This is a genomic window from Micromonospora pisi (assembly GCF_003633685.1).
GTDB lineage: Bacteria > Actinomycetota > Actinomycetes > Mycobacteriales > Micromonosporaceae > Micromonospora_G > Micromonospora_G pisi.
The window spans coordinates 5,009,604-5,029,029 of sequence record NZ_RBKT01000001.1 but is presented as its reverse complement, the minus strand read 5'-3'; the positions used below and the strand labels follow the sequence as shown (position 1 = coordinate 5,029,029).

The following is a 19,426-nucleotide window of genomic DNA, read 5'->3' as shown; positions in this document are numbered from 1 at the left end:
GGTACGGGTACGGGTACGGGTACGGGTACGAGCCTTAACGTCGATCTCAGGTACCCGCCCTCGGACCTTCACCATCCGCCGGCAGTCGCGGAGACTGTGGGTTTGCCGCCAAGAGAGCGTTCAACCCGTCCATCACCTCAATAGCCGCATCCGTCATGGGGTCGACATCCAGGACTAACGGCGGCACGCCCTGCGCGTAAACAATGTCTACCGACCCCGAGGTGCCACTTGTCCATCGAAGTGCATATTTAATTGTGGGCGTCGTCCCGCGCTGCAGCACTCCTCGCCCTAATATGTACTCATCGTGGTGGGCAATCACGTTTCGCAGTTGTCTAACCGTGGGGTACTGCCGGTCGAACGCCCGTATCAAGGCCGTTAATCCGGGACGTATCTCCGGCCTTGACAGGTCCCTGATCATGCTTAGGGAGACGTGCCACTGGTTCAAGGCAAGAGCAAAGAGGCGTCCCTCAACCTGCAGGCGGGTCCGTCTGCGCTGGCCAACATCCGGCAAGTTATGGACGTGATCGTCGAACGCAGAGCGAACCCGGTCTCGCTGCAGCAGAGTCGCCGTAGTCCACAGTTGAAGCTCTTGGGAACCCACAGCCCGTGCCCAGTCGGTACTTACCATGAATGCATAGTCCGACGTAGAACCTCATTGCACCAGCCCTTCGTGCCGTGACAGTCCATGCCAACTGCGCTGCCAAGCCGGCCCCTGACGGTTCGACGAACCAGACCACCCCAAAGCCTGACGCCCATCCCGTCCGCCGTCGACCAGCACTCCTGTGGAGCAGGCCGGCGCCCGGGGCGCCATGACAAGCGGGCCTTGACGCCCGTACGGACGCTGGCGCCTCGGGCGGTGGTCTGCTCGGCTCTGCCCGGGTCGACGGTGGGTGGGACGGCTTCCCACCTCAACCACCCACGGACCCGGCGGCGGCCGGCGGCGCTGGCCTCACCGTCATACCGGGGCTGGGGGATCCCCCGCCGGAGGCGCGGTAACCGCAACCCCGCACTCCCCGGCAGCTCGCCAACGGTGCGGCGTGCGTCGAGCACGCCGCGCGACCCCAGCCCCGACCCGGCCGGCTGCCGGCCCATCAACAACTCCCACTCTCGACGCTGTCGTCTCCGGCGGCCCCTTGGGCTTCCGCTTTCCGCGCCAGCCGCCGGGCGTGTTGCGTGGCCGGAGCGCCAGCGGAGCGACGGACACGCGCCCAGGCAGCGGCGCGAGCGGCCCGTTCAGGGCCGCCTTGAAGACGTACAGGAAGTTCTCACCGCTTGACCGTCGCCAGGTCAGCGAGCGCTGTCTGAGCCACCCCCGCTTTCATGGAGCTTCTTGATCATGGTCTGATGGCCGTGGGGAGGAAGTTTCTGTGGTCGCACCGAAGAAGTACCCCGATGAGCTACGTCAGCGTGCTGTGCGTTTGTACCGCGAGTCGGACCCGAAGCCGGTGATCCGGCGCCTGGCCGAGCAACTCGGCGTGCATCACGAGGCGTTGCGGAACTGGATCAGGCAGGCCGAGGCTGATGCGGGTGAGCGTCACGACCGGCCCACCAGCGAGATGGCCGAGGAGAACCGGCGGCTGCGTAAAGAGGTAGGCGAGCTGCGGCGGGCGAACGAGATCCTGAAGGCGGCGAGCGCGTATTTCGCGGCGGAGTTCGACCCGACCCGGCGACGGTCATGAGGTTCATCCACGAACATCGTGACCAGTTCGCGGTCGCGCTCCTACTACGGGTCCTCAACATCGGCGCCTCGACGTACTACGCGTGGGTCAAGCAGGCCGAACAGCCCTGCGACCGCGACGTGGTCGACCTGGGCCTGCTCTCCAACATCCACGAGGTCTGGGCCACGTCCGGGCACACCTACGGCGCGGACCGGGTACACCGGCAGCTACGCCGCGACGGCATCCGGGTGGGCCGCAAGCGGGTCGAGCGGTTGATGGCCGCCCAGGGCTGGCAGGGCGCGTTCCTCCGTCGCGGCTGGCGCGGCGGCTCCACGAAGCAGGACCCACGGCACACGCCGGCACCGGACCTGGTCAACCGGCAGTTCACCGCTGCCGGGCCGAACCGGCTGTGGGTCGCCGACGCCACTCGCATCCCCTGCGGCGAGGGCGTGTTCTGGCTCGCTGCGGTCCGCGACGTCTTCTCCCGCCGCATCGTCGGGTGGAAGACCTCCGACCGCTGCGACACCGACCTGATCCTCGCCGCCCTCGAATACGGCATCTGGTCCCGCGACGTCCGCGACGGCCAGTTGATCCACCACTCGGACAGGGGCTCGAACTACACGTCGTTCCGCTTCACCGAACGCCTGCAAGACAACGGAATCCTGCCCTCGATGGGCTCCGTCGGCGACTCGTACGACAACGCACTGATGGAGAACTTCTGGTCCACCCTGAAGATCGAACTGGTCTACCGCACGAGCTGGCGGACGCGAGACGAGGCCGAGAACGCGATCTTCGCCTACATCGACGGCTGGTACAACACCCGCCGCATCCAAAAGGAACTCGGCTACCTCAGCCCCGACGAGTACGAAACCGCCTGGCGTATCCGCCAGAGCAACCCAGCCGAGCCACCTATCGCCACCCCTGCGCCGGCCGGCAGCAGGTAACCACCGCTCCATCAAAGCGGGGGGAACTCAGTCCTGTGATAATCGCTTGCCTGTGTCTATGAGGCAAGTGTGCCGTTGTCCAAGGATGGCCAGCTGGTTGCGGTGATCGTGTAGCCGGAGGTTGCGGAGGCTGACCGGAAGGCTCTTAGCCATTAGCCCCTACGCCGTGGCCGGTTATACGAGTCTGCTGGTGTAGCCGGCGTCGACCAGTCGGGCGTACGCGAGTTCGACTTCGGCGGGTATGGCCTGGGGCATGGCGAAGCCGAGTTCGGCGTACTTGGTGATCCGTTGGGTGTCGCCGACGAGCATGTTGATGACCTTGTCGACGTCGCCGATGCTGGTCACGTAGTCATCGAGCGATAGCGGGCGCGATGCGCAGATGACGTCGACTTCGGGCCAGAGCTTCTTGCAGGTGGCGTAGGCGCGCCGCTGCTGGTAGGGCCGGGACATGAGGGTGACTGACCGGACTCCGATGTCGTGCTCGGCCAGGAGCGCGCGGGTGAGTTCGATGTTCTGACCGGTGTTCCGGGCCTGAGGCTCGATCAGGATGGCTTCGGTCGGTACGCCGTGCTGGATGGCGTACTCGCGGTAGTGTATAGCTTCGCCGCGCGGGAAGACCTCGACGGTGGTGGGCGCGTTCGCTCCGGTGAACACCAGCAGCGGGTACATACCTCGGTGGTAGAGGTCGGTGGTAGAGGTCGGTGGCGACCTTCGCAACGCCCAGGTCGTGACTGCCGAGTCCGATACCGACATCGGTTGGCCGGACCTCATGGCGCATGTCGTGGTACGCCCACAGGCACTCGACATCCGCCCGCAACGCTTCCGGGATGCCGGTCGACGGACGCGCGCTCACCTGGTCGATCGTAGTTGAGCTGTCTCCGCGTACCTGGTCGACGCAGCTATCGCCATGCGGCGGCTTCGCGTCCGAGACGTTCTACGGCGGCGTAGATGGCTTGCTCGGGTCCCGGCCGGCCTGGACGCCATTCTGTGAGGATGGGGTGGATCGCGTCGACCAGCGCGGCCAGGCCGTCAGAGTGCTCAGGGTCGGGCAGTGCGTCGAGTTGACCGACAGCGTCGGCGGTGAGGCGGTATCGGCGCTGGTTGGTGTCGTTGTCCTGCCAGCCTGGAGCGTCGTGCCATTCCTGCACGCGAGCAAGCACTTCGGCTGCGTGAGCGCGAATCGCGGCGGCCTGTTGCGCGGGGGTGGGTGCGCTGGATTGGTGTGCGCTGGGGCCGTCGTCGGGTGGCGTGGCGGTGTCGCACATGCCGCGATGGTACAGATACGACGGAGCGGGTCGATCTTGTCGCCGGGCGACCAGCGCTGACGGAAGAGCGGGTTTATGAGGCGGGCTGCTGGTTGGTCCACTCCGAGGTGAGGATGGAGTAGAGCAGGGAGTCTCGCCAGGCGCCGTTGGTGAAGACGTGGTCGCGGAGGCGGCCTTCGTGCTGCAAGCCGAGCCGGGTGGCGACGGTGATGGAGGCTGCGTTGTCGGGGCCAATGGCGGCGGTGATGCGGTGTAGGCCGAGCTGGTGGAAGCCGTACGTGATGAGGGTGCGGGCGGCGTCGGTGGCGTAGCCGTGGCCCCAGTGGTCGGCGTTGATGGCGTACCCGAGTTTGGCCGCTTGGTGTCCGGTGAGGCCGAGTCGGGCAAACCCGATCATGCGGTCGTCCCGGTCCGCTACCGCGAGGAAGTACTCGGTCCGTGGGGTGAGCTGGGCCCGTTCTATCGCGCCGCTGATCATGGCAGCGGTGGTGGCTTCGTCTCGGCTGTCGTAGGACAGCCATCGGGTGACCCGGTCGTCGCCGTTGATGGCTAGGGCGTCGGCCACGTCGTCAGGCCGGAATTCGCGCAGCTTGACGACCTGGCCGGTGAGCGTGACTGGGTACATGTCGCCGATCTTGCCCTATCGAGGCAGGGCGTTGGCGGGGGTGTGGGTGAAGTGCTCGATGCCGTCGATGAGGTCTCGCGCGTCGCTGGCGAGTCCGGCACGGGTGACGGCCTGGTGGACGCGGCGGACGGAGTGCACGATCCCGTTGATCCGTCGCTCGGCGGGCAACTCCAGGACGGGGGCGAGGGCTTCGGTGGCGGCGTCCAGGTCGCGGCTGGCGATGCTGGCGATGGCGAGGTCGGCGTGTGAGCCGGCCTGGTCGCCGAACGCCCATGAGGGGTCGTGCGGGTCGGCGTACGCGTTGACGGCCTGGGAGGAGTAGTCCGCGGCTGCGGCAGCCTCGCTGGGCAGCCAGGCCAGGGCGTCGGCGGCGTAGTAGAGGGTGCGGGGCTGGTTGAAGGTGCAGATGCCGCCCATAGCGTCCATCTCGTCGGGGCGTACCCGTGACCAGGACTGCTCGGCCTCGGCGATCGCGGCTTTGGCCTGCTCGGCGTTGCCCAGGGCGGCGTAGGCGCGGGCGGCGCTGATCGGGAGCCAGACGGCGGAGGTGCCGCCGGCCTGGGCGGCGTACTCGCGGCCGGCGTCGGCGTAGCGGACCGCTTCGGCGTACCGACCGGCCCAGTAGGCGACGAGCGACTGCATGCCACGTAGCCAGGCTTGCAGGCCGGGGTGTCCGGCCTGCTCGGCGCAGAGAACAGCGGTGCGGGCCTGGAGCATCGCCGAGTGCGGATCGGCCAGGTCGTGCGACACCTTGGCGAGCAGGCCGCTGGTGATGCCGGCGAGGAAGTTCAGGTCCCGTGACTGGTCCGGCGGCTGCCGGCGCTCCAGGAGGGTGAACAGGGTGTCCTGCGTTTCGGCCAGGTCGCCGATGACCTCGTTGACCGGCCGCTGCGGGTAGGCCAGGGCGAGGCGCTGCACCTCCTCGGCGAGCTGCTGGATGGCGGCGGGGGTGGTGGCTTCGGCGGCGAGCATGGCGTACTGGCGGGCGCGTTGAGCGGCCATGGCGAGGATGTTCCTTTCTGGACCAGTACCGGGCAGCGCCAGGGCGGCAGGCTGTGCCGGTGCGGTGGAGGGGTGGCCGGCAGTCCAGGGAAGCTGCAACTCTTCGACGGGCTTGCCGAACAGGGCCTGCAACGCGCGGCGGGTCGCCGGGGTGGAGTCGGCCAGTTGCCGTTCGCCGCGTGCGAGGCGGCCGAGGTGCCGGGCGCTGATCGCCGCGCGGGAGTCGAGCCGAGAGAACTCCTCGGCCAACTCCTCGTACGTGCGGTCGCTCTGCTGGATCAGGTACTCCAGCATCGTGCGGGGTTCGCGCCGGTCTCGGGCCATCGGTGCCGCCTCCCTGGATGGGCTTACTGCCTACGCTCGCCTACGCAGGTCCTGCCATCAATGCATGTCCCTCTGATGTCCGCCCGAGGTCCCGCAGCGGTCCGGTATCAGGCCCTCGATGGGTCCATATTGACGGATAGACGATCACTGCATGAATCGCTCGCATGACGTACCGCTCAGTGATTCGAGGTTATCGCGCAGCAGTCGGAGCGCTGGCCCGTCGACCTCCGCGTGCGTACCCATGTCCCCGCTGGTCCGCCGGGCATCTGAGGTCGCCTGTTACGCGCTTGTCGTTCGGCTCCGACCGCAGCCGGTAGAGCCAATCGGATCGGACGAGCCTGGACCGGGCGAATGTGAGGCGTGCGGTGGGCGGGGCTGGAAGCTGGCCAGTCCCCGGCGTTGGTTGCGCGCGCCCGACGACCCGGAACGCCTGCGGCGACGGCCCTGCCCGGACTGCGGCGGCACGGGAGAGAACCCACCGAGTACGCCCGTTGTGGACGAGGCGCATTCCGGTTAAGCCGGCGCCGGGGTGGGTGCTGGGTAGGCGACCCGTCTGACGAAGGCAATCGACAGACAAGGTCCCCGGTCCCCGCCCGCCTCGGCGCCTTCCATCTCATCGACTAGGAGACCCGGCGTGGTGCCCGAACCAGGGGACGTTCTGCGGGTGGACGCTGCGGCATCGGTCCAGTTCGGCGGCGCCAGCGCCATCGTCTTCCGGGTCACGGTCGTCTCGAAGCAAGCGACGTACGACGGCTGGGTGTGGCTTCACGGGTACGTGCTCGATCGAAAGGGCGAGGCAGTCGAGAAGCGGGAGATCTTTGTGCAGTTCGACGGTCTGCGCCTGCTCGCCCGCCCGCACAAGCAGGTCCAGGCGGCCGCCCCGAGGGGTGCTGTGGCGGCGTCACCTGGCAGACCACCCGCACGGCGGCCAGCCGGGCCGATAACCGGCGGGCGCCGCTGACCTATCCGTCCGGCCTGCACATGCCGTGACGGGTGAAGCTCGATCGGAAGGAGTCATGATCATGCAGACGGTGGTGGGTCACATGTCCGCCGCAGGTCCCGACAGGTTCGACGTGCCGGATCTTCCTCTTCGGGGTCCGGCGCGGCGAGCGGTGGCGTACGTCGGTGGCGGGTGGTTGTCGTGACCTCGGCGGTGGGAGTCTCCAGAGCGATCCAACGGCTCTCCCGGCTACGGCCAGACCAGGTGCGAGCGGCACGGTTCGCCCGTACCCGGTTCGGCCGTCGCGGCCTGGCCGAAGACCAGGTCTACGCCTTCGTCCGGCGGATGGTGGATGAGCTGATCGCGCGTGACGCCGTCGAGGCGGGGCTCCGGGAGGAGAACATCCGACTCAAGGAGGCACTACGCGCGTGGCACGAAGAGCAGTCGCGAACCAGACCAGGAAACGCGGGCCGATGGACAGATCGTCAGAGGCACAGCTAGCCTCTTGACAAGCTGACTTGTTGTCTGGGGGTGAAGTGTGCCGCTCGTGGTGAGGCAACCGAAGTACGTCGTGATCGTGAACGCGTTGCAGCAGCGCATCGAAGACGGCACCTACCCCCAGGGCGCGATGCTGCCCAGCGAAACCGAACTGGTCCGGGAGTTCAAGGCGTCTCGTCCGGTGGTCGTCCGGGCGCTCGACCTGCTTCGCCAGGATGGCTGGATCGACAGCCACCAGGGCAAGGGCCGGTTCGTGCTCGGCATCCCACGGCAGGAACAGCGCCGGGGACGGGAACGCAACTACGCCGTACTGGACACGGTCGAGTCGGCTGACTCGCAGCTCCTCGCGGCCGGGGTGGTACCCGCTCCACCCCGCGCCGCGTCGGCCTTGCGCCTGGAAACCGGTACACCAGTCGTCGCCCGGCGTCGCCTCGTCTTGGTCGACGAGCTTGGCCCGATCGAACTGGGGACGGCGTACCTGCCGACGGACCTGGCCGAAGGGACCGGCGTCGGCTCGTCAGAGCCACTGGGCGAGGGGCTGTTGCGCCACCTGACCGCCCGCAAAGGTGCTCAGTTCGACCACGTGAGCGAGCAGATCTCCGCCCGCCTACCGGCCGGCGATGAGGCGTCGCTACTCCAGGTCCGCCCCCGCGACCCACTGCTAACGGTGCTGCTGTCGGTCTGCGATCGAACCGGAACTCCCCTACTGGCGGTTGACGTCCTGCTGCCGGCGTCCAGACACGAACTGGAAGACGTGTACCCGCTGGGCTAGCTCGTGGCGTCACGTCGGCGAACGAGGGAACAAAACCGTTCTTCCCGCATGACGCATGACGGGCCGGGCCCAGTCCTCTCCTTTTTGGACGACACTAGGTCCCACTTACTCCCGTTTTGTAACCCGAGATCGTGTTGATCGTGGTGAGTGAGATTCCCACTCACGTCCTCTCGCGTGCATACTTGCGCACAGCAGGGAGGCCTTCCTGCACCAACAGGAAGGTCTCAGGAGTCCTGCCGACCTGCCGCGCATAACGGAAGGATGAGGACGTAGTGAGCACTCGAACGCCCGATGATCCAGACGCCGAGGAGCGCCAGCGCCACCAACCGGATCTGTCGGTAATGCGTCTGACGTTCCTCACTGCCGGCGCGGCATTGGGTGTGGTTGTACTGCTGACGGCCCTGGGCGGCTGGGGAGGTACCGCCACCGCAGGCCTCGCCACGGTCGGCGCGATCGTTACGGCCGCGTTCGGCGTCGCCGCTCTCTACATCGGACGACGCTAACGAACCAAGTCGACTTGGCAACAACCGGATGAGCTTGACCCGCTCGCGCACCTGTCGTCGAAGCTGCGACGTTGTACGGGTCGCGTCCGCTTCGTAGAGATGCGGTAGTCAAGGGAGGGCGGCACGGACGTGCCGCCCTCATCCACGTCTGCCCAACGTTGATAGTCCCCACCTCTGCGCGCTGGCCCAAGTCAGTGTCGACCGAAGTGGACGAACCCTGCTTGGTTGACAAGTCAAGTCAACGCGAGCTACGTTCGGACCTAACAAGTCAAGTAGCCAAGTTGCTAGGTTCCGAGTTCAGCTAGGAGGCTGTGTTCGTGGTTCCGCTGACGTTGAAGGTGCCGGTCCCGTCCGAGTACGTCTTCCCTGCCGGGGCGCTCTGCCTCGGTGTTGACCCGCAGGTTGATTTCGAGCGGCGTGGTGAGCAGGACAACCAGGCTCGGGACAAGGAAACCGGCGAGCGGGTCTGGGTGGTGCGGGTGATGGACCTGGACCCGGAGGCCGGGAAGTTCGGCCGTCCCACTGAGGTGAAGGTGAAGGTGATCGGCGCGCATCAGCCGGTGCCGCCGCCGTCGACTGTGCCGGGTTATCCGCCGGCTGTGCAGTTCGAGGGTCTGACCCTGACCCCGTATGTGGATTCGCAGCGGTGCAAGTCGTCGGGGCAGTGCAAGGCGCGGATGGCGTACTCGCTGCGCGCGACGGCGATCGTCCCGGCCGTGGTTGCCGCCGTCGCGGCTGCTGCCTGACCGCTTCCCACTTCTGTTCGCGGGGCGGGCCGTTTCCCCGCCAAGAGTCCCGGCCCGTCCCGCGTGTGACCCCTACCCCTCAAGTTGAAGGAGGGCCTGGTGCCCACCGTAGTTCGTGCTGCCCGAAAGTCGCCGCACCCCCTGCCCCTCGTCGGGCGGTGGTCGTGATGCGCCGCCTCCTCGCCCGCTGCCTGCGGGACCTCACCCGCGCCGCCGTCAACGGGTTCCGCCGACTGCTCGGCCTGCCAGCGGCACCGCTGCTGGTCGACGAGATCCGCTGTCCGCGTTGCCGCTGCTGGGTCGCTCCGCGCCGGTTCGATCTGATCCACATGGCCTGCCGGACCTGCCGTGCCACCCTCGCCCGCCCCGGTCGCGGAGGTGACCTGCTGTGGTAGCCCGCGCTTGTGTGACCGGCGGGAGTGACCGCCGATGCCGCTGATCAACGTCATTCCGGGGGAGAAGATCCCGGTCGCCCCGATGAACGTCCGACTCCCCGCCTGGCGGATTCCCGGTTGGCTGCTCGTCGTCTGGTGGCTGCTGCGCGGTTTGGTCCGGCTCACGGTCCTCGCGGTCCGCTACTGGTGGATCAGTGGCCCCACGGCGTTTGTGTGGTGGGTGTGGGCGTCGTACGGCTGGCCGACCCTCCTGGCCGTGGTCCTCGGAATCGGCGGCGGGTGCGCGGCCTGGTGGCGGTGGCACCCCGCGTCGTGGTTGCGGTTCGGCTGGTACCCGGTCCTCGCTCGGTGGCGGCGACTGTGGGTGTACCGGCGTGGTTGGGCCTCGATCATGGCCACCTGTGGGCTAGCGACTGCGTTCGCGGGTGACCGGTACGTGCCGCCGCTGCTGTCGGTGCGGTGTGACCGGTACGGGGACCGGGTGACGGTGCGGATGCTGCCGGGCCAGATTCCCGATGACTGGGGAAGGGCGGCGGAACGTCTCGCGTACGCGTTCCGGCTTCGGGAGGGTCGGGCGCTGTCGACGTCTCGGCCGGATCGGGTGGTGCTGCACTTCCGTCGCCGTGACCCCCTGGCCGCCACGGTCGCACCGTTGCCGGTGCCGCAGGTACCCGACTTCACCAACCTGCCCTTAGGAGTCCGTGAGGACGGGGACCCGTACGCGCTTCGGCTGGCCGGAACGCACGTCCTGATCGCGGGGGCGACGAATTCGGGCAAGGGATCGGTGATCTGGTCCCTGATCCGCTCCCTCGCCGCCGGCATCCGTTCCGGGCTGGTGGAGCTGTGGGCGTTCGACCCGAAGGGCGGGATGGAACTCGCCGCCGGTGCCCCGTTGTTCACGAGGTTCGCCTACGACGATCCGGACAGCATGGCGGGTGTCCTCGAAGAGGCCGTGAAGCGCATGCGGCTGCGGGCGGCCCGGTTGCGTGGTGTTTCCCGTCAGCACACCCCGACCGTTGATGACCCGCTGTTGGTGATCGTGGTGGACGAGCTGGCCGCGCTCACCGCCTACCTGACCGACCGCAAGGTCCGCGATCGCATCCGCGAAGCCCTCGGCCTACTGCTGTCGCAAGGGCGTGCGGTGGGGGTGCATGTGGTCGCGGCGTTGCAGGACCCGCGTAAGGACGTGCTGCCGTTCCGGGACCTGTTCCCGACCCGGATCGCGTTGCGGATGACCGAACCGGAGCAGGCGGACATGGTCCTCGGCGACGGTGCCCGCGACCGAGGCGCGATCTGCGACCAGATCCCGGAAGCCACGCCTGGTGTCGGGTTCGTCGTCCTCGACGGCGTCCGCGAACCCGTCCGGGTCCGGTTCTCCTACCTCACCGATCAGCACATCAACGACCTGGCGCAGACCTATCGGCGACACACCGACGAGCAGGAGCAGGCATGAGCGCCACCGTGGGGAAGTCGCGGACCGAGCGGGTGGAGGGCGTGGTCCTGGTCATCATCCTCCTGGTCGTCGGCGGGCTGGCCGGGGCGGCGTCGTTCACCCACGTTCACGACTGGACCATGACGAACTCACCCGCCGGTACCGGGGACTGGTTCGGGTGGGCCAACGCCGCCATCTCCGAACTCATCCCGCTCGCCGCGCTGCTGACGATCCGGCGTAGGCGGCGAAGTGGCGGCCGGATCGGCTACCCGATGTTCCTCCTCGTGTCCGCGGTGGCCCTGTCCCTGTCGGCACAACTCGCGGTCGCGAAACCGGGCCTGTCCGGATGGCTAATCTCCGCCGTCCCCGCCCTGGCCTTCCTCGGTCTCTCCAAACTCGTCCTATCGGTGAAGCCCGAACCGGCGTCCCCGGTGCCGTCCCCAGCCCTGGCCGGTGAGGACGGGCAGGACGGTGATCGTCCCGATCCCGTACCCACCCAGGTCAACGACCAGGACGAGCACAACCACCAGGACGACGACACCAACGACGGGGACGACGACCAGGCGGTAACCGTCGACCTGGTCCAGGTCGCCCGGCAACACGCGGCCGACCATCGGGCCGCGACCGGACGGCAGATCACCCGCGACGAACTCCGCGCCGTCCTACGGGTCGCCAACGGGACCGCGTCCGAACTCCTCCGCCTGGTCCGGGAGTCCGAACGTCCCGCCCTGGTCCCCGTCCCGGCCGCCGCATTCGCGCCCCGCAATGGCACCTCGTACACCCCTTCGGCACCCTCGGAGGCCACCCCATGACCCAACTCGAACTGCAACTCGCCCCCGCCCCGATCAAGCCGACACCCGGCCCGACCCTCGCGGCGGAGGTGCGGCCGGGATCGCGTGCGGACCGGATGCGTCGACCGCTCGCCAAGGACGCGCTCAAGCAACTCGCCGAACAGCACGGCGTCTGCGTCCGCCCGCTGCCGCTCCGTCGTACCGACACGGTGACCGGGGTGACGGAGGTCGTGGAGGTGCCGTGCGGGGCGACCCTGGCGGTGAAGTGCAAGCCGTGCGCTGAGCGGAACCGGCGGTTGCGGATCCAGCAGATCCGGGAGGGCTGGCACCTGGCCGACGAACCCGCCATCCGCCCCGAACACCCCACCGAAGACGTCCTCGCCCTGGTCCGGGTCCGGGCACACATGGAGTTCGAACGCGAAGCACTCCAGTACGAACCCATGCACCCCGACCAGAGGGCCGCCCAACTCACCGACCTTGACGCCGGAATCACCGAACTGGACGAAGCCCTGGGAGAGACGAACCTGCGCGGGCACCTCACCCCGAAGGAACGCGACGACCGGCCACGCCGCAAGCGCTCGACGAAACGGCGGCAGGACTCACCCGACCTGCCCCGCCTCCCGGTGTCACCCCGCACCGTCGGACGCGCCTACGCCGGACGGGCCGGGAAGACGTACCGACCGTCGATGCTGGTCACCCTCACCCTCGATACACACGGCCCCGTCCACTCCCACCTACGGCGAGGCGCCTACGTCGCGCCTTGCGAGTGCGGCGAGCGGCACGGCCCGTACGACGACGTGCTGAGCACACCGGTCGACCCGGCCAGCTACGACTACCGGCGGGCGGCACTGGACTCGATCCACTTCGCTCGTGTGCTGGACCGGTGGTGGCAGAACGTCCGCCGCGCCGCTGGCTGGAACGTCCAATACGCCGGAGCCGTCGAGCTACAACGACGACTCGCCCCACACGCGCACTTCGCGATCCGGGGCACCCTGCCCCGCCGACTGCTCAAGCAGATCGCCGCCGCGACCTACCACCAGGTGTGGTGGCCGTCGTTCGACCAGCCGGTCTACACGGTGGAAAAGCCTCCGATCTGGGACGTCGACCAGCAGGCATACGTCGACCCCAAGACACGGGAACCGCTGACCTCGTGGGCGTACGCCCTGGACGACCTGGAAATCGAAGACGCCCGACCGGCGTACGTGGCCCGGCTCGGGCGGATCGACGCGCGTGGGATCGAGCAGGCCACCAAGGACGCCGAGCGGTCCATCCGCTACGTGACCAAGTACGTCACGAAGGACCTGACCGATCAGGCGAAGCCGCGATCCGACGCGCAGAAGGCACACTTCGACCGGCTCCACGCCGAACTGTCGATCCTGCCCTGCTCGCCGACCTGTGCGAACTGGCTCCTCTACGGCGTCCAACCCGACGGCGCCAAGCCCGGCCTCACCCCCGGCCGCTGCACGGGAAAGGTCCACCAACGCAACACGCTCGGCTTCACCGGCCGCCGCGTCCTCGTCTCTCGGCAGTGGTCCGGCAAGACCCTCGCCGACCACCGCGCGGACAACCGGGCCTGGATCCGCGCCGTCCTCGCCGGCGACATGGCCGACACCGAGCAGCACGACCAGGACCAGGCGGCCACCGACCAACTGGAGCGGTACCGGTTCGAACTCGCCCGCCCCGAAGACCCCGACGTCCTACCCCTCGAACACCGCATCTTGCGCGCCGTCTCCGCCCGGATCCGGTGGCGCTCAACCCTCAACGCCGCCCGACAACGCGCACCCGGCGACCTTTCGGCAACCGCGTCTCCCCTCTCCCCCGCAGCCTGACCCCTCGGAGGAAATCACCCCTATGAACGACGAGTTGATGACCGTCCCCCAGGTGTTGACCGCGCTCAACGGTGTATCGCGGCGAACCTTCTACCGCTGGCGTGAGCTGGGCATCGCGCCGGAGTGCATCAAGCTTCCGAACGGTGAGCTGCGGATCGAGCGGAGCAATTTCCGGGCCTGGCTTGAGCGGCTTCGGGAGGCGGCGTGAAGTCGCGGGAGGTACGGGTTCGCAGCATCCAGGTCAACGCTCTGGCGGGTCGGAAGAAGTCGTACACGGTCCGGTGGGTCGTCGCGGCCGAACCGAAGTCGCGGACCTTCGGCACGCGAGCGCTGGCGGACAACTTCCGCTCCGACCTCATGCAGGCGGCGAACCGGGGCGAGGCGTTCGACGCGGATTCCGGGCTGCCCGATTCGATGGTGAAGCCCGAGGAGTCGGTGAGCTGGTTCGGCTTCGTCCGGCGGTACATCGACATGAAGTGGCCGGGTGCCGCCGCGAAGTCGCGGGAGAGCACTACCGATGCGCTGGCGACCGTGACCGCCGCGCTCGTTCGGGACGTACCCGGCCAGCCGGATCCGGCGCTGCTCCGTCGAGCACTGCGCGAGTACGAGTTTCCGCCTGCCGCTCGGAAGCTCGACCGGCCGGCGGACATCGCCGCTGCCCTGCGGTGGCTCGACAAGGCGTCGCAACCGCTGACCGCACTGGCGGAAGCCGCGGTGGTCCGTCCGGCTCTCGACGTGCTCGGGCTCCGGATGGATGGGCGGGCCTCGGCGGCGAGCACGACCAGGCGGCGGCGCTCGGTCTTCTACAACGTCCTTCAGTACGCCGTCGAACTGGAGCTGCTGGACTTCAACCCGGTCGACAAACTCCGGGTACGGTCCGCGCGGCGGAAGGTCGTGGCCGAGGTGGATCGGCGGGTGGTGGTCAACGTCGGCCAGGCGCGGGAGCTGCTGACCGCCGTGACCTACGTCGGCCAGCGCGGGAAGACCGGTCGTCGGGGTGAACGGCTACAGGCGTTCTACGCCTGCCTGTACTTCGCCGCGCTGCGGCCGAGTGAGGCATTGGGCCTGCGGGAACGTGACTGCCACCTGCCCAAGACGGGCTGGGGCATGTTGACGGTGGAGAAGTCCCGACCGGCGGCTGGCAAGCGATACACCGACAGCGGCGAGGTGCACGACGATCGCGGACTCAAGCACCGAGGCGAGACGGAAGCGCGGGAGGTGCCAATCCCACCGGAGCTGGTGGCGATCCTGCGCGGGCATGTCGAGCGGTTCGGCGTCGGTGCGGACGGGCGGCTGTTCCTCAGTGAGCGGGGCAACGTAGTGGCGTCCTCGACGTACTCCCGTGTCTGGGAGGAGGCACGGATCCTGAGCCTGCCTCCGGACCGGGCAGCCTCTCCCCTGGCCGGGCGCCCGTACGACCTGCGGCACGCCGGGGTGTCGCTCTGGCTGAACGCGGGCCTACCCGCGCCAGAGGTCGCCGAACGGGCCGGTCACTCGGTGGACGTGCTGCTCAAGGTGTACGCGAAGTGCATCGACGGGGACCGGAGCCGGATGAACGAACGGATCGAGGCGGCACTGTCCGCATGACGATCACCGGTAGGGCGCGAGAGGCCGTGGCTGACGCTGCGGCCTCTCGTGTTTTGAGGCCCGTGAGCTGGGCAAACACCGCCCCACAGAGGCTCAAGATCATTGCACGTATTTTGCACAACCAGCGACAAACGGTGGCTACAGGCGGCCTACGACTGCCTACGAGATCACATCGACCGGGAAGTATTCCTGCTGGTCAGAGGACGTTTTTGCTGATCTTCGAGGTGCCCCCGGCAGGATTCGAACCTGCGACACACGGTTTAGGAAACCGATGCTCTATCCCCTGAGCTACGAGGGCGCGAGGGTACAGGGTACCTAGCAGCGGCGGCCGGCGGGCGACAGGGACCCGCAAAACCTGTCACCGCTGGCAGCGCCACCTGCGGATCACAGCACGACCGCACGTGATCGCGGGTCAGGCCGTCGACCGTCACCGTCGCGCACGATGACCCAGCACCGGCCACCAACGCACAACAAGCGATGAGCACACATCGTGCACCACTCGATGATCATCGATATCAGCGTAAGTCATTTCAGAGCAGACACAGGTCGACGGACCCGCTCTGTGCCCGATGACTGACCCACCCTCCGGTGATCAAACCATGCGAGGTCCCCCCTCCCCGCAGGGTGTCCGGGTCAGGCGAACAGTCGTCCCAGGAGCGCCCCTTGGCCGGACTGCAGGATGTGCGCCGCCTCCAAGTTCCCGTACTCGTCGCCTAACGACCTCGTGCACGGTTGACCGAGGGGCAGGCGTCGCCCTCATCGGGCGCGAGGGGTGGCTGGTAGGGCCGACCAGGCCGGCGGTACGGGCGGCGATCATCGTGACGTTCTGCTACCGGCGAGCCGGCATCGACCGCATGCCCTATCCACTTCTGTCGATGATCGGGGAGTCGATCAAGCGATGAACGGTGCTTGGGCGGGGTCGGTGTTGCCTGAATCACCGACGCTGACTTGCCCACCATTGCTGATCGAGGGCTACCTCGCCGGCGTCAAGCAGCGCCCGCTCAAACTCGCCTGTGTCGACCGCTCCCGCCAATCCCCGCCGCGCGATGGCAGTGACGTCGTCCGGCAACCAGACGCCATGCGTCTCCAGGTAGTGCGCAAGGCCCTCCGGCCACACGAAGTGCTCGCCGTCAGTGAAATCAGTACTACCGTTGGCCACCCCGCAGATCCGGCACCGCGAAAACCCTGCCGTCGCGACGAACCAGGTGCCCGACCGGAGATACGCAACCACGGCAGCGCGCACACCAGCAGGCACGCTTTCATCAATGAAGTCCCGAACGTCCGGCAAACTTTCCGACGCCGACGAATCACGCCAGTAGCCGATAACTCGAAGGGTCCTGTGCATCACTGTCCCTACGCTTCACGGATCCAGGGCGGCGACTATATCGGCACCTCACCCGACGTCGCACGTGTGTTTCGGCGTACACTCATGCCGATGAGCGTACGGTCAATCATGCCAGGTTCCGGTTGTTCACTAGGGCATCAAGACGTTAATAGGATCTTGATAAGAATGTCGAGTATTGCGTAATCACGATGGCGCGACAGGGGTTGTGCGGCGCGCCTTAAATGCGTTGTACTTGGCATTGAGGACGTAGACATAATTTAGCAATGCTTCCGCCAACTCAAGGGCATCCTGCGCATCGGCAGCGCTGATAAATATCGTCGTATCGTGGGCAGCTTCATTTCCGAGAGCTCGAAGGTCGTGCGACCAGTCGGTGAGCTTCCCCTCAATTATTCCTTTAGACTTCAATTCGTTAAGCTTGACTTGAAGGCTACCGGTCGTGGCCCCCTTGTCGATACAGACTGCCTCGAGCGTCCGCCGGACCATCAGTGCGGCAGCCGTGAACTGTCCAGCATGATGGCAAGCACGCGCCTCCTCAAATGACTTGCGTGCAGGATCAGGGATTTCGACACTAAGTTGCGTGTCTCGAACTGGCCAGATGACAACGGGGGCACCACTAGAAACTAAATCTTGCCCATTCCATTCATTGAATTCCTGAATAACCATAAGTCTATGGCAGTGTGAGCACTCAATCAGCGCGTAACCAATTGTGGGATCCTCATCCTCGCCGATCCAACCAGCAGGTACAGACGAAGTTGCGTTGCGACAAGACGTGCAAACCACGCCAACCGGGTTCAGGGCTTCGCTCACGAGCGCAAATCGTACGACTCGAACGGCTGTTGAGGAAGCATTATCCGATGACACCTTTTCGCCGCTTACGGCTGACCTTCGGCCGGCAGGTGTTAGGTACCAGTGCATCCCGTGCGAGTATGGTCGAATGCACTTATTTGCCGCAATCCGGCTGCTAGGCGGAGTTATGCGGCCTCCCACGGCGGCGGTTGCTCCTGCTACGTGGCGCCGGCTCGCGGTTGGTGCGTAGTGGCGCTGGTTGCCAGGACGGGATGTCGTCGCGAAGGCAGAAGGCCGGAGGCAGTGCGGTGCTAGTCGGGGCGAGTCGGCCGCGCCCGACGAGTTCCCCGACGGTGCCCTGGTCGAGGATCTCGACTGGGCATACGGTGCATTCACCGCGTTGGCTGCATCCCGGCTCGGCCGCCAAGAGTTGCCGGATGTGGACGAAGGCATCCTGAGGGAAATCAGCTTGGACGAGGTACCAGTGGCCGGTCTGGTCGGCTGGGTCGAGCAAGGCGACAACACCGGGCTTCATGGGTCGGTACACGCGGTCGTCGTCGTGCCGGACGGCGAAGACCTGATCAAGGAGGTCCACAGAGTCCGATGTTGGGTGGGCGGTGGTTAGCCAGGTGGCGGCTTCGGTGGGGCTGCCAGGTCCCCAAAGGTATTCGGTAGGTAGTCGGCTGTTGTCGTATCGACTGTTGAAGTAGCGGAGGTCGGGGTCCTCCGGGCGGGTTCCCGGGCTGAAGAAGGCGCGGACGATCGCGCACTGTTCGATGTCGTCGAGACGAACCATGCCGGCGGTGAGGTTATCGGCTCGTGCGAGGGTCGTACTGCCGTTGGCGTTCCAGCCGATGAACAGCACGCCGCGCTCGGCCGGCGCGGGGTAGAGACGGCCGCCCGGCGTAGGTACTCCCCAAAGCTGGTTGATGAACTCGGCCAAATCGCGCAACGTCACCGCGCAGTCAACCGGAGTAAGTAGGTGCGTCGACGAGGGGTGGGCGACGGAGTTGCGTAGCCTCGCGAGCAGTTGCTCGATGCGGCGATTGCGTTGCCCGCGGAGCAGTCCAGCGGCCCGAGCCCATTTGCGTAAGCCGCCGAGCGTGCCGTTGAACTCGACGGTTGCCGGGCCGCGTCCCACGAGCAGCCGGTAACCCCGGACCGGGGAGAATCGGTTGGCCGCTTTGTATACGTCGTCGTAGCCGCCGATGACGATCGCACTCTCCCGGCTGTCGCGACGCACGAAGGTGCATGAGCCGTCGTGGAAGTCGATGAACCGATCCCGCAGAGCCTGCTCGATGACCAGCAGCGCGTGGTCGTTGACCAAGGTGTAGATCTCGTAGCACAGCACCCCGTACGCGTGGATGTTGCGCAGTCGTTCGAAGGCCTCGCGCGTGCCCTGCGCCACGGCGTCCGCAAGGTCAATCTGGGCAACCGTCTCCTGGTGGTGGGCGGCGGCGGACTCCGGGGTCAGCATGCGATCTAGGCCGAGACCCAGCGGGGTGAAACGCTGGCTACGTTCGTCGGTCTCACGCAGCTGAGCCAGGGAAATGATCTGCATATCGGCCTGGTCTACGAGTCGTCGATGGCATACGCCACGCCCGGACCTCATGCCGAGCCGAACAGAATATCGCAGCCGAAGCCCCGCCGCCGCCCGATTCTCCGCGACTGTTCCTCAAACTTGCGGTGGACGGATCTAGCCGCGATGCGCGCAGCGGCTCGGCCGCCAAAGTCACCCTCAGCGATGGGTGATCTAGGCTCGACCCAGAAAGCGATAGTCATCAAAGTCGACGGCCGGATGGACGGCCAGGTCCCCATACTGCCGGGATAGATCGTTCATGGTCGTTGTGGACCTGGTACGTTCGGGCTCTGGCGCTGATCTTGTGAGCGCACCATCCTCGAAAGGACGCGCTCGCCGACGGGGGCGGAATCGACCCGAAGGCCGACCAGGGCACCTTAGCGACTCGTGGCTTTGGTGCTCTGG

At 67.0% G+C, this 19,426-nt stretch carries 19 protein-coding genes, 1 tRNA gene and 1 pseudogene; 13 read left to right on the top strand and 8 right to left on the bottom strand.

The genetic code is table 11. The features are described 5' to 3' along the window. Positions 1 to 1,367: 1,367 nt before the first annotated feature. Both BDK92_RS21405 and BDK92_RS21400 read left to right on the top strand, forming a co-directional pair. Entirely contained in the window at positions 1,368 to 1,679 is a 312-nt protein-coding gene (locus BDK92_RS21405) for a transposase (protein WP_121153559.1), read from the top strand. Next, positions 1,676 to 2,602, top strand: a complete 927-nt coding sequence (locus tag BDK92_RS21400; RefSeq protein ID WP_121153561.1) for an IS3 family transposase — start codon at positions 1,676 to 1,678, stop codon at positions 2,600 to 2,602. The genes BDK92_RS21405 and BDK92_RS21400 overlap by 4 nt, the downstream gene beginning before the upstream one ends. Before the next feature lie 174 nt (positions 2,603 to 2,776). Here the strand turns inward: BDK92_RS21400 and BDK92_RS21395 are convergent. The 4 genes and pseudogenes from BDK92_RS21395 to BDK92_RS21380 all read right to left on the bottom strand — a co-directional run bounded on the left by BDK92_RS21395 (position 2,777) and on the right by BDK92_RS21380 (position 5,818). Next, positions 2,777 to 3,464, bottom strand: a pseudogene (locus tag BDK92_RS21395) (YdcF family protein). Between the two features lie 37 nt (positions 3,465 to 3,501). Next, positions 3,502 to 3,867, bottom strand: coding sequence for a hypothetical protein (locus BDK92_RS38500; RefSeq protein ID WP_147457077.1), 366 nt, complete (start codon positions 3,865 to 3,867; stop codon positions 3,502 to 3,504). A 73-nt stretch (positions 3,868 to 3,940) separates the two neighbouring features. Then, positions 3,941 to 4,492 carry a GNAT family N-acetyltransferase gene (locus tag BDK92_RS21385; RefSeq protein ID WP_121158317.1) on the bottom strand — a complete coding sequence of 184 codons (552 nt, stop codon included), beginning with the start codon at positions 4,490 to 4,492 and terminating at the stop codon, positions 3,941 to 3,943. Between the two features lie 15 nt (positions 4,493 to 4,507). Then, a complete protein-coding gene (locus BDK92_RS21380; protein WP_211349324.1) occupies positions 4,508 to 5,818 on the bottom strand; it encodes an NsdA family TPR-like regulatory protein in 1,311 nt (436 codons plus the stop codon). A gap of 664 nt (positions 5,819 to 6,482) precedes the next feature. Here BDK92_RS21380 and BDK92_RS39730 point away from each other — a divergent pair. The 11 genes from BDK92_RS39730 to BDK92_RS40410 all read left to right on the top strand — a co-directional run bounded on the left by BDK92_RS39730 (position 6,483) and on the right by BDK92_RS40410 (position 15,311). Continuing rightward, the gene (locus BDK92_RS39730; protein WP_211349323.1) at positions 6,483 to 6,779 is read left to right on the top strand and encodes a hypothetical protein; all 297 of its coding nucleotides are present in this window, start codon (positions 6,483 to 6,485) and stop codon (positions 6,777 to 6,779) included. A gap of 180 nt (positions 6,780 to 6,959) precedes the next feature. Next, positions 6,960 to 7,259: a DivIVA domain-containing protein gene (locus tag BDK92_RS21370; protein WP_246017173.1), complete on the top strand. Its 300-nt coding sequence runs from the start codon at positions 6,960 to 6,962 to the stop codon at positions 7,257 to 7,259. Positions 7,260 to 7,305: 46 nt separating this feature from the next. Further along, the gene (locus BDK92_RS21365) at positions 7,306 to 8,028 is read left to right on the top strand and encodes a GntR family transcriptional regulator (RefSeq protein WP_246017172.1); all 723 of its coding nucleotides are present in this window, start codon (positions 7,306 to 7,308) and stop codon (positions 8,026 to 8,028) included. A 272-nt stretch (positions 8,029 to 8,300) separates the two neighbouring features. Continuing rightward, complete coding sequence (locus tag BDK92_RS38495; protein WP_147457076.1) at positions 8,301 to 8,531, top strand: hypothetical protein; 231 nt, start codon at positions 8,301 to 8,303, stop codon at positions 8,529 to 8,531. 317 nt (positions 8,532 to 8,848) lie between these two features. Then, on the top strand, positions 8,849 to 9,277 hold the full coding sequence (locus tag BDK92_RS21360) for a hypothetical protein (RefSeq protein WP_121162454.1): 429 nt from the start codon (positions 8,849 to 8,851) through the stop codon (positions 9,275 to 9,277). A 167-nt stretch (positions 9,278 to 9,444) separates the two neighbouring features. Continuing rightward, positions 9,445 to 9,672: a hypothetical protein gene (locus BDK92_RS21355; protein WP_147457075.1), complete on the top strand. Its 228-nt coding sequence runs from the start codon at positions 9,445 to 9,447 to the stop codon at positions 9,670 to 9,672. 34 nt (positions 9,673 to 9,706) lie between these two features. Next, the gene (locus tag BDK92_RS21350) at positions 9,707 to 11,125 is read left to right on the top strand and encodes an FtsK/SpoIIIE domain-containing protein (RefSeq protein WP_121158313.1); all 1,419 of its coding nucleotides are present in this window, start codon (positions 9,707 to 9,709) and stop codon (positions 11,123 to 11,125) included. Beyond that, positions 11,122 to 11,916, top strand: a complete 795-nt coding sequence (locus BDK92_RS21345) for a DUF2637 domain-containing protein (RefSeq protein ID WP_121158312.1) — start codon at positions 11,122 to 11,124, stop codon at positions 11,914 to 11,916. Before BDK92_RS21350 ends, BDK92_RS21345 begins: the two co-directional genes overlap by 4 nt. Then, positions 11,913 to 13,724, top strand: coding sequence for a replication initiator (locus BDK92_RS21340; protein WP_342775837.1), 1,812 nt, complete (start codon positions 11,913 to 11,915; stop codon positions 13,722 to 13,724). Before BDK92_RS21345 ends, BDK92_RS21340 begins: the two co-directional genes overlap by 4 nt. Before the next feature lie 22 nt (positions 13,725 to 13,746). Beyond that, entirely contained in the window at positions 13,747 to 13,932 is a 186-nt protein-coding gene (locus tag BDK92_RS21335) for a helix-turn-helix transcriptional regulator (RefSeq protein ID WP_121158311.1), read from the top strand. Beyond that, on the top strand, positions 13,929 to 15,311 hold the full coding sequence (locus tag BDK92_RS40410) for a tyrosine-type recombinase/integrase (protein WP_121158310.1): 1,383 nt from the start codon (positions 13,929 to 13,931) through the stop codon (positions 15,309 to 15,311). Before BDK92_RS21335 ends, BDK92_RS40410 begins: the two co-directional genes overlap by 4 nt. Positions 15,312 to 15,536: 225 nt before the next feature. Here the strand turns inward: BDK92_RS40410 and BDK92_RS21325 are convergent. The 4 genes from BDK92_RS21325 to BDK92_RS39105 form a co-directional block, all read right to left on the bottom strand. Next, positions 15,537 to 15,609: transfer RNA gene (locus BDK92_RS21325), tRNA-Arg, on the bottom strand. A gap of 636 nt (positions 15,610 to 16,245) precedes the next feature. Further along, positions 16,246 to 16,659, bottom strand: a complete 414-nt coding sequence (locus BDK92_RS21320) for a hypothetical protein (protein ID WP_147457074.1) — start codon at positions 16,657 to 16,659, stop codon at positions 16,246 to 16,248. Between the two features lie 180 nt (positions 16,660 to 16,839). Then, on the bottom strand, positions 16,840 to 17,463 hold the full coding sequence (locus tag BDK92_RS39110; protein ID WP_170208645.1) for a DUF4145 domain-containing protein: 624 nt from the start codon (positions 17,461 to 17,463) through the stop codon (positions 16,840 to 16,842). A gap of 154 nt (positions 17,464 to 17,617) precedes the next feature. Beyond that, positions 17,618 to 19,003, bottom strand: coding sequence for a hypothetical protein (locus BDK92_RS39105; protein WP_170208644.1), 1,386 nt, complete (start codon positions 19,001 to 19,003; stop codon positions 17,618 to 17,620). Positions 19,004 to 19,426: the final 423 nt, after the last annotated feature.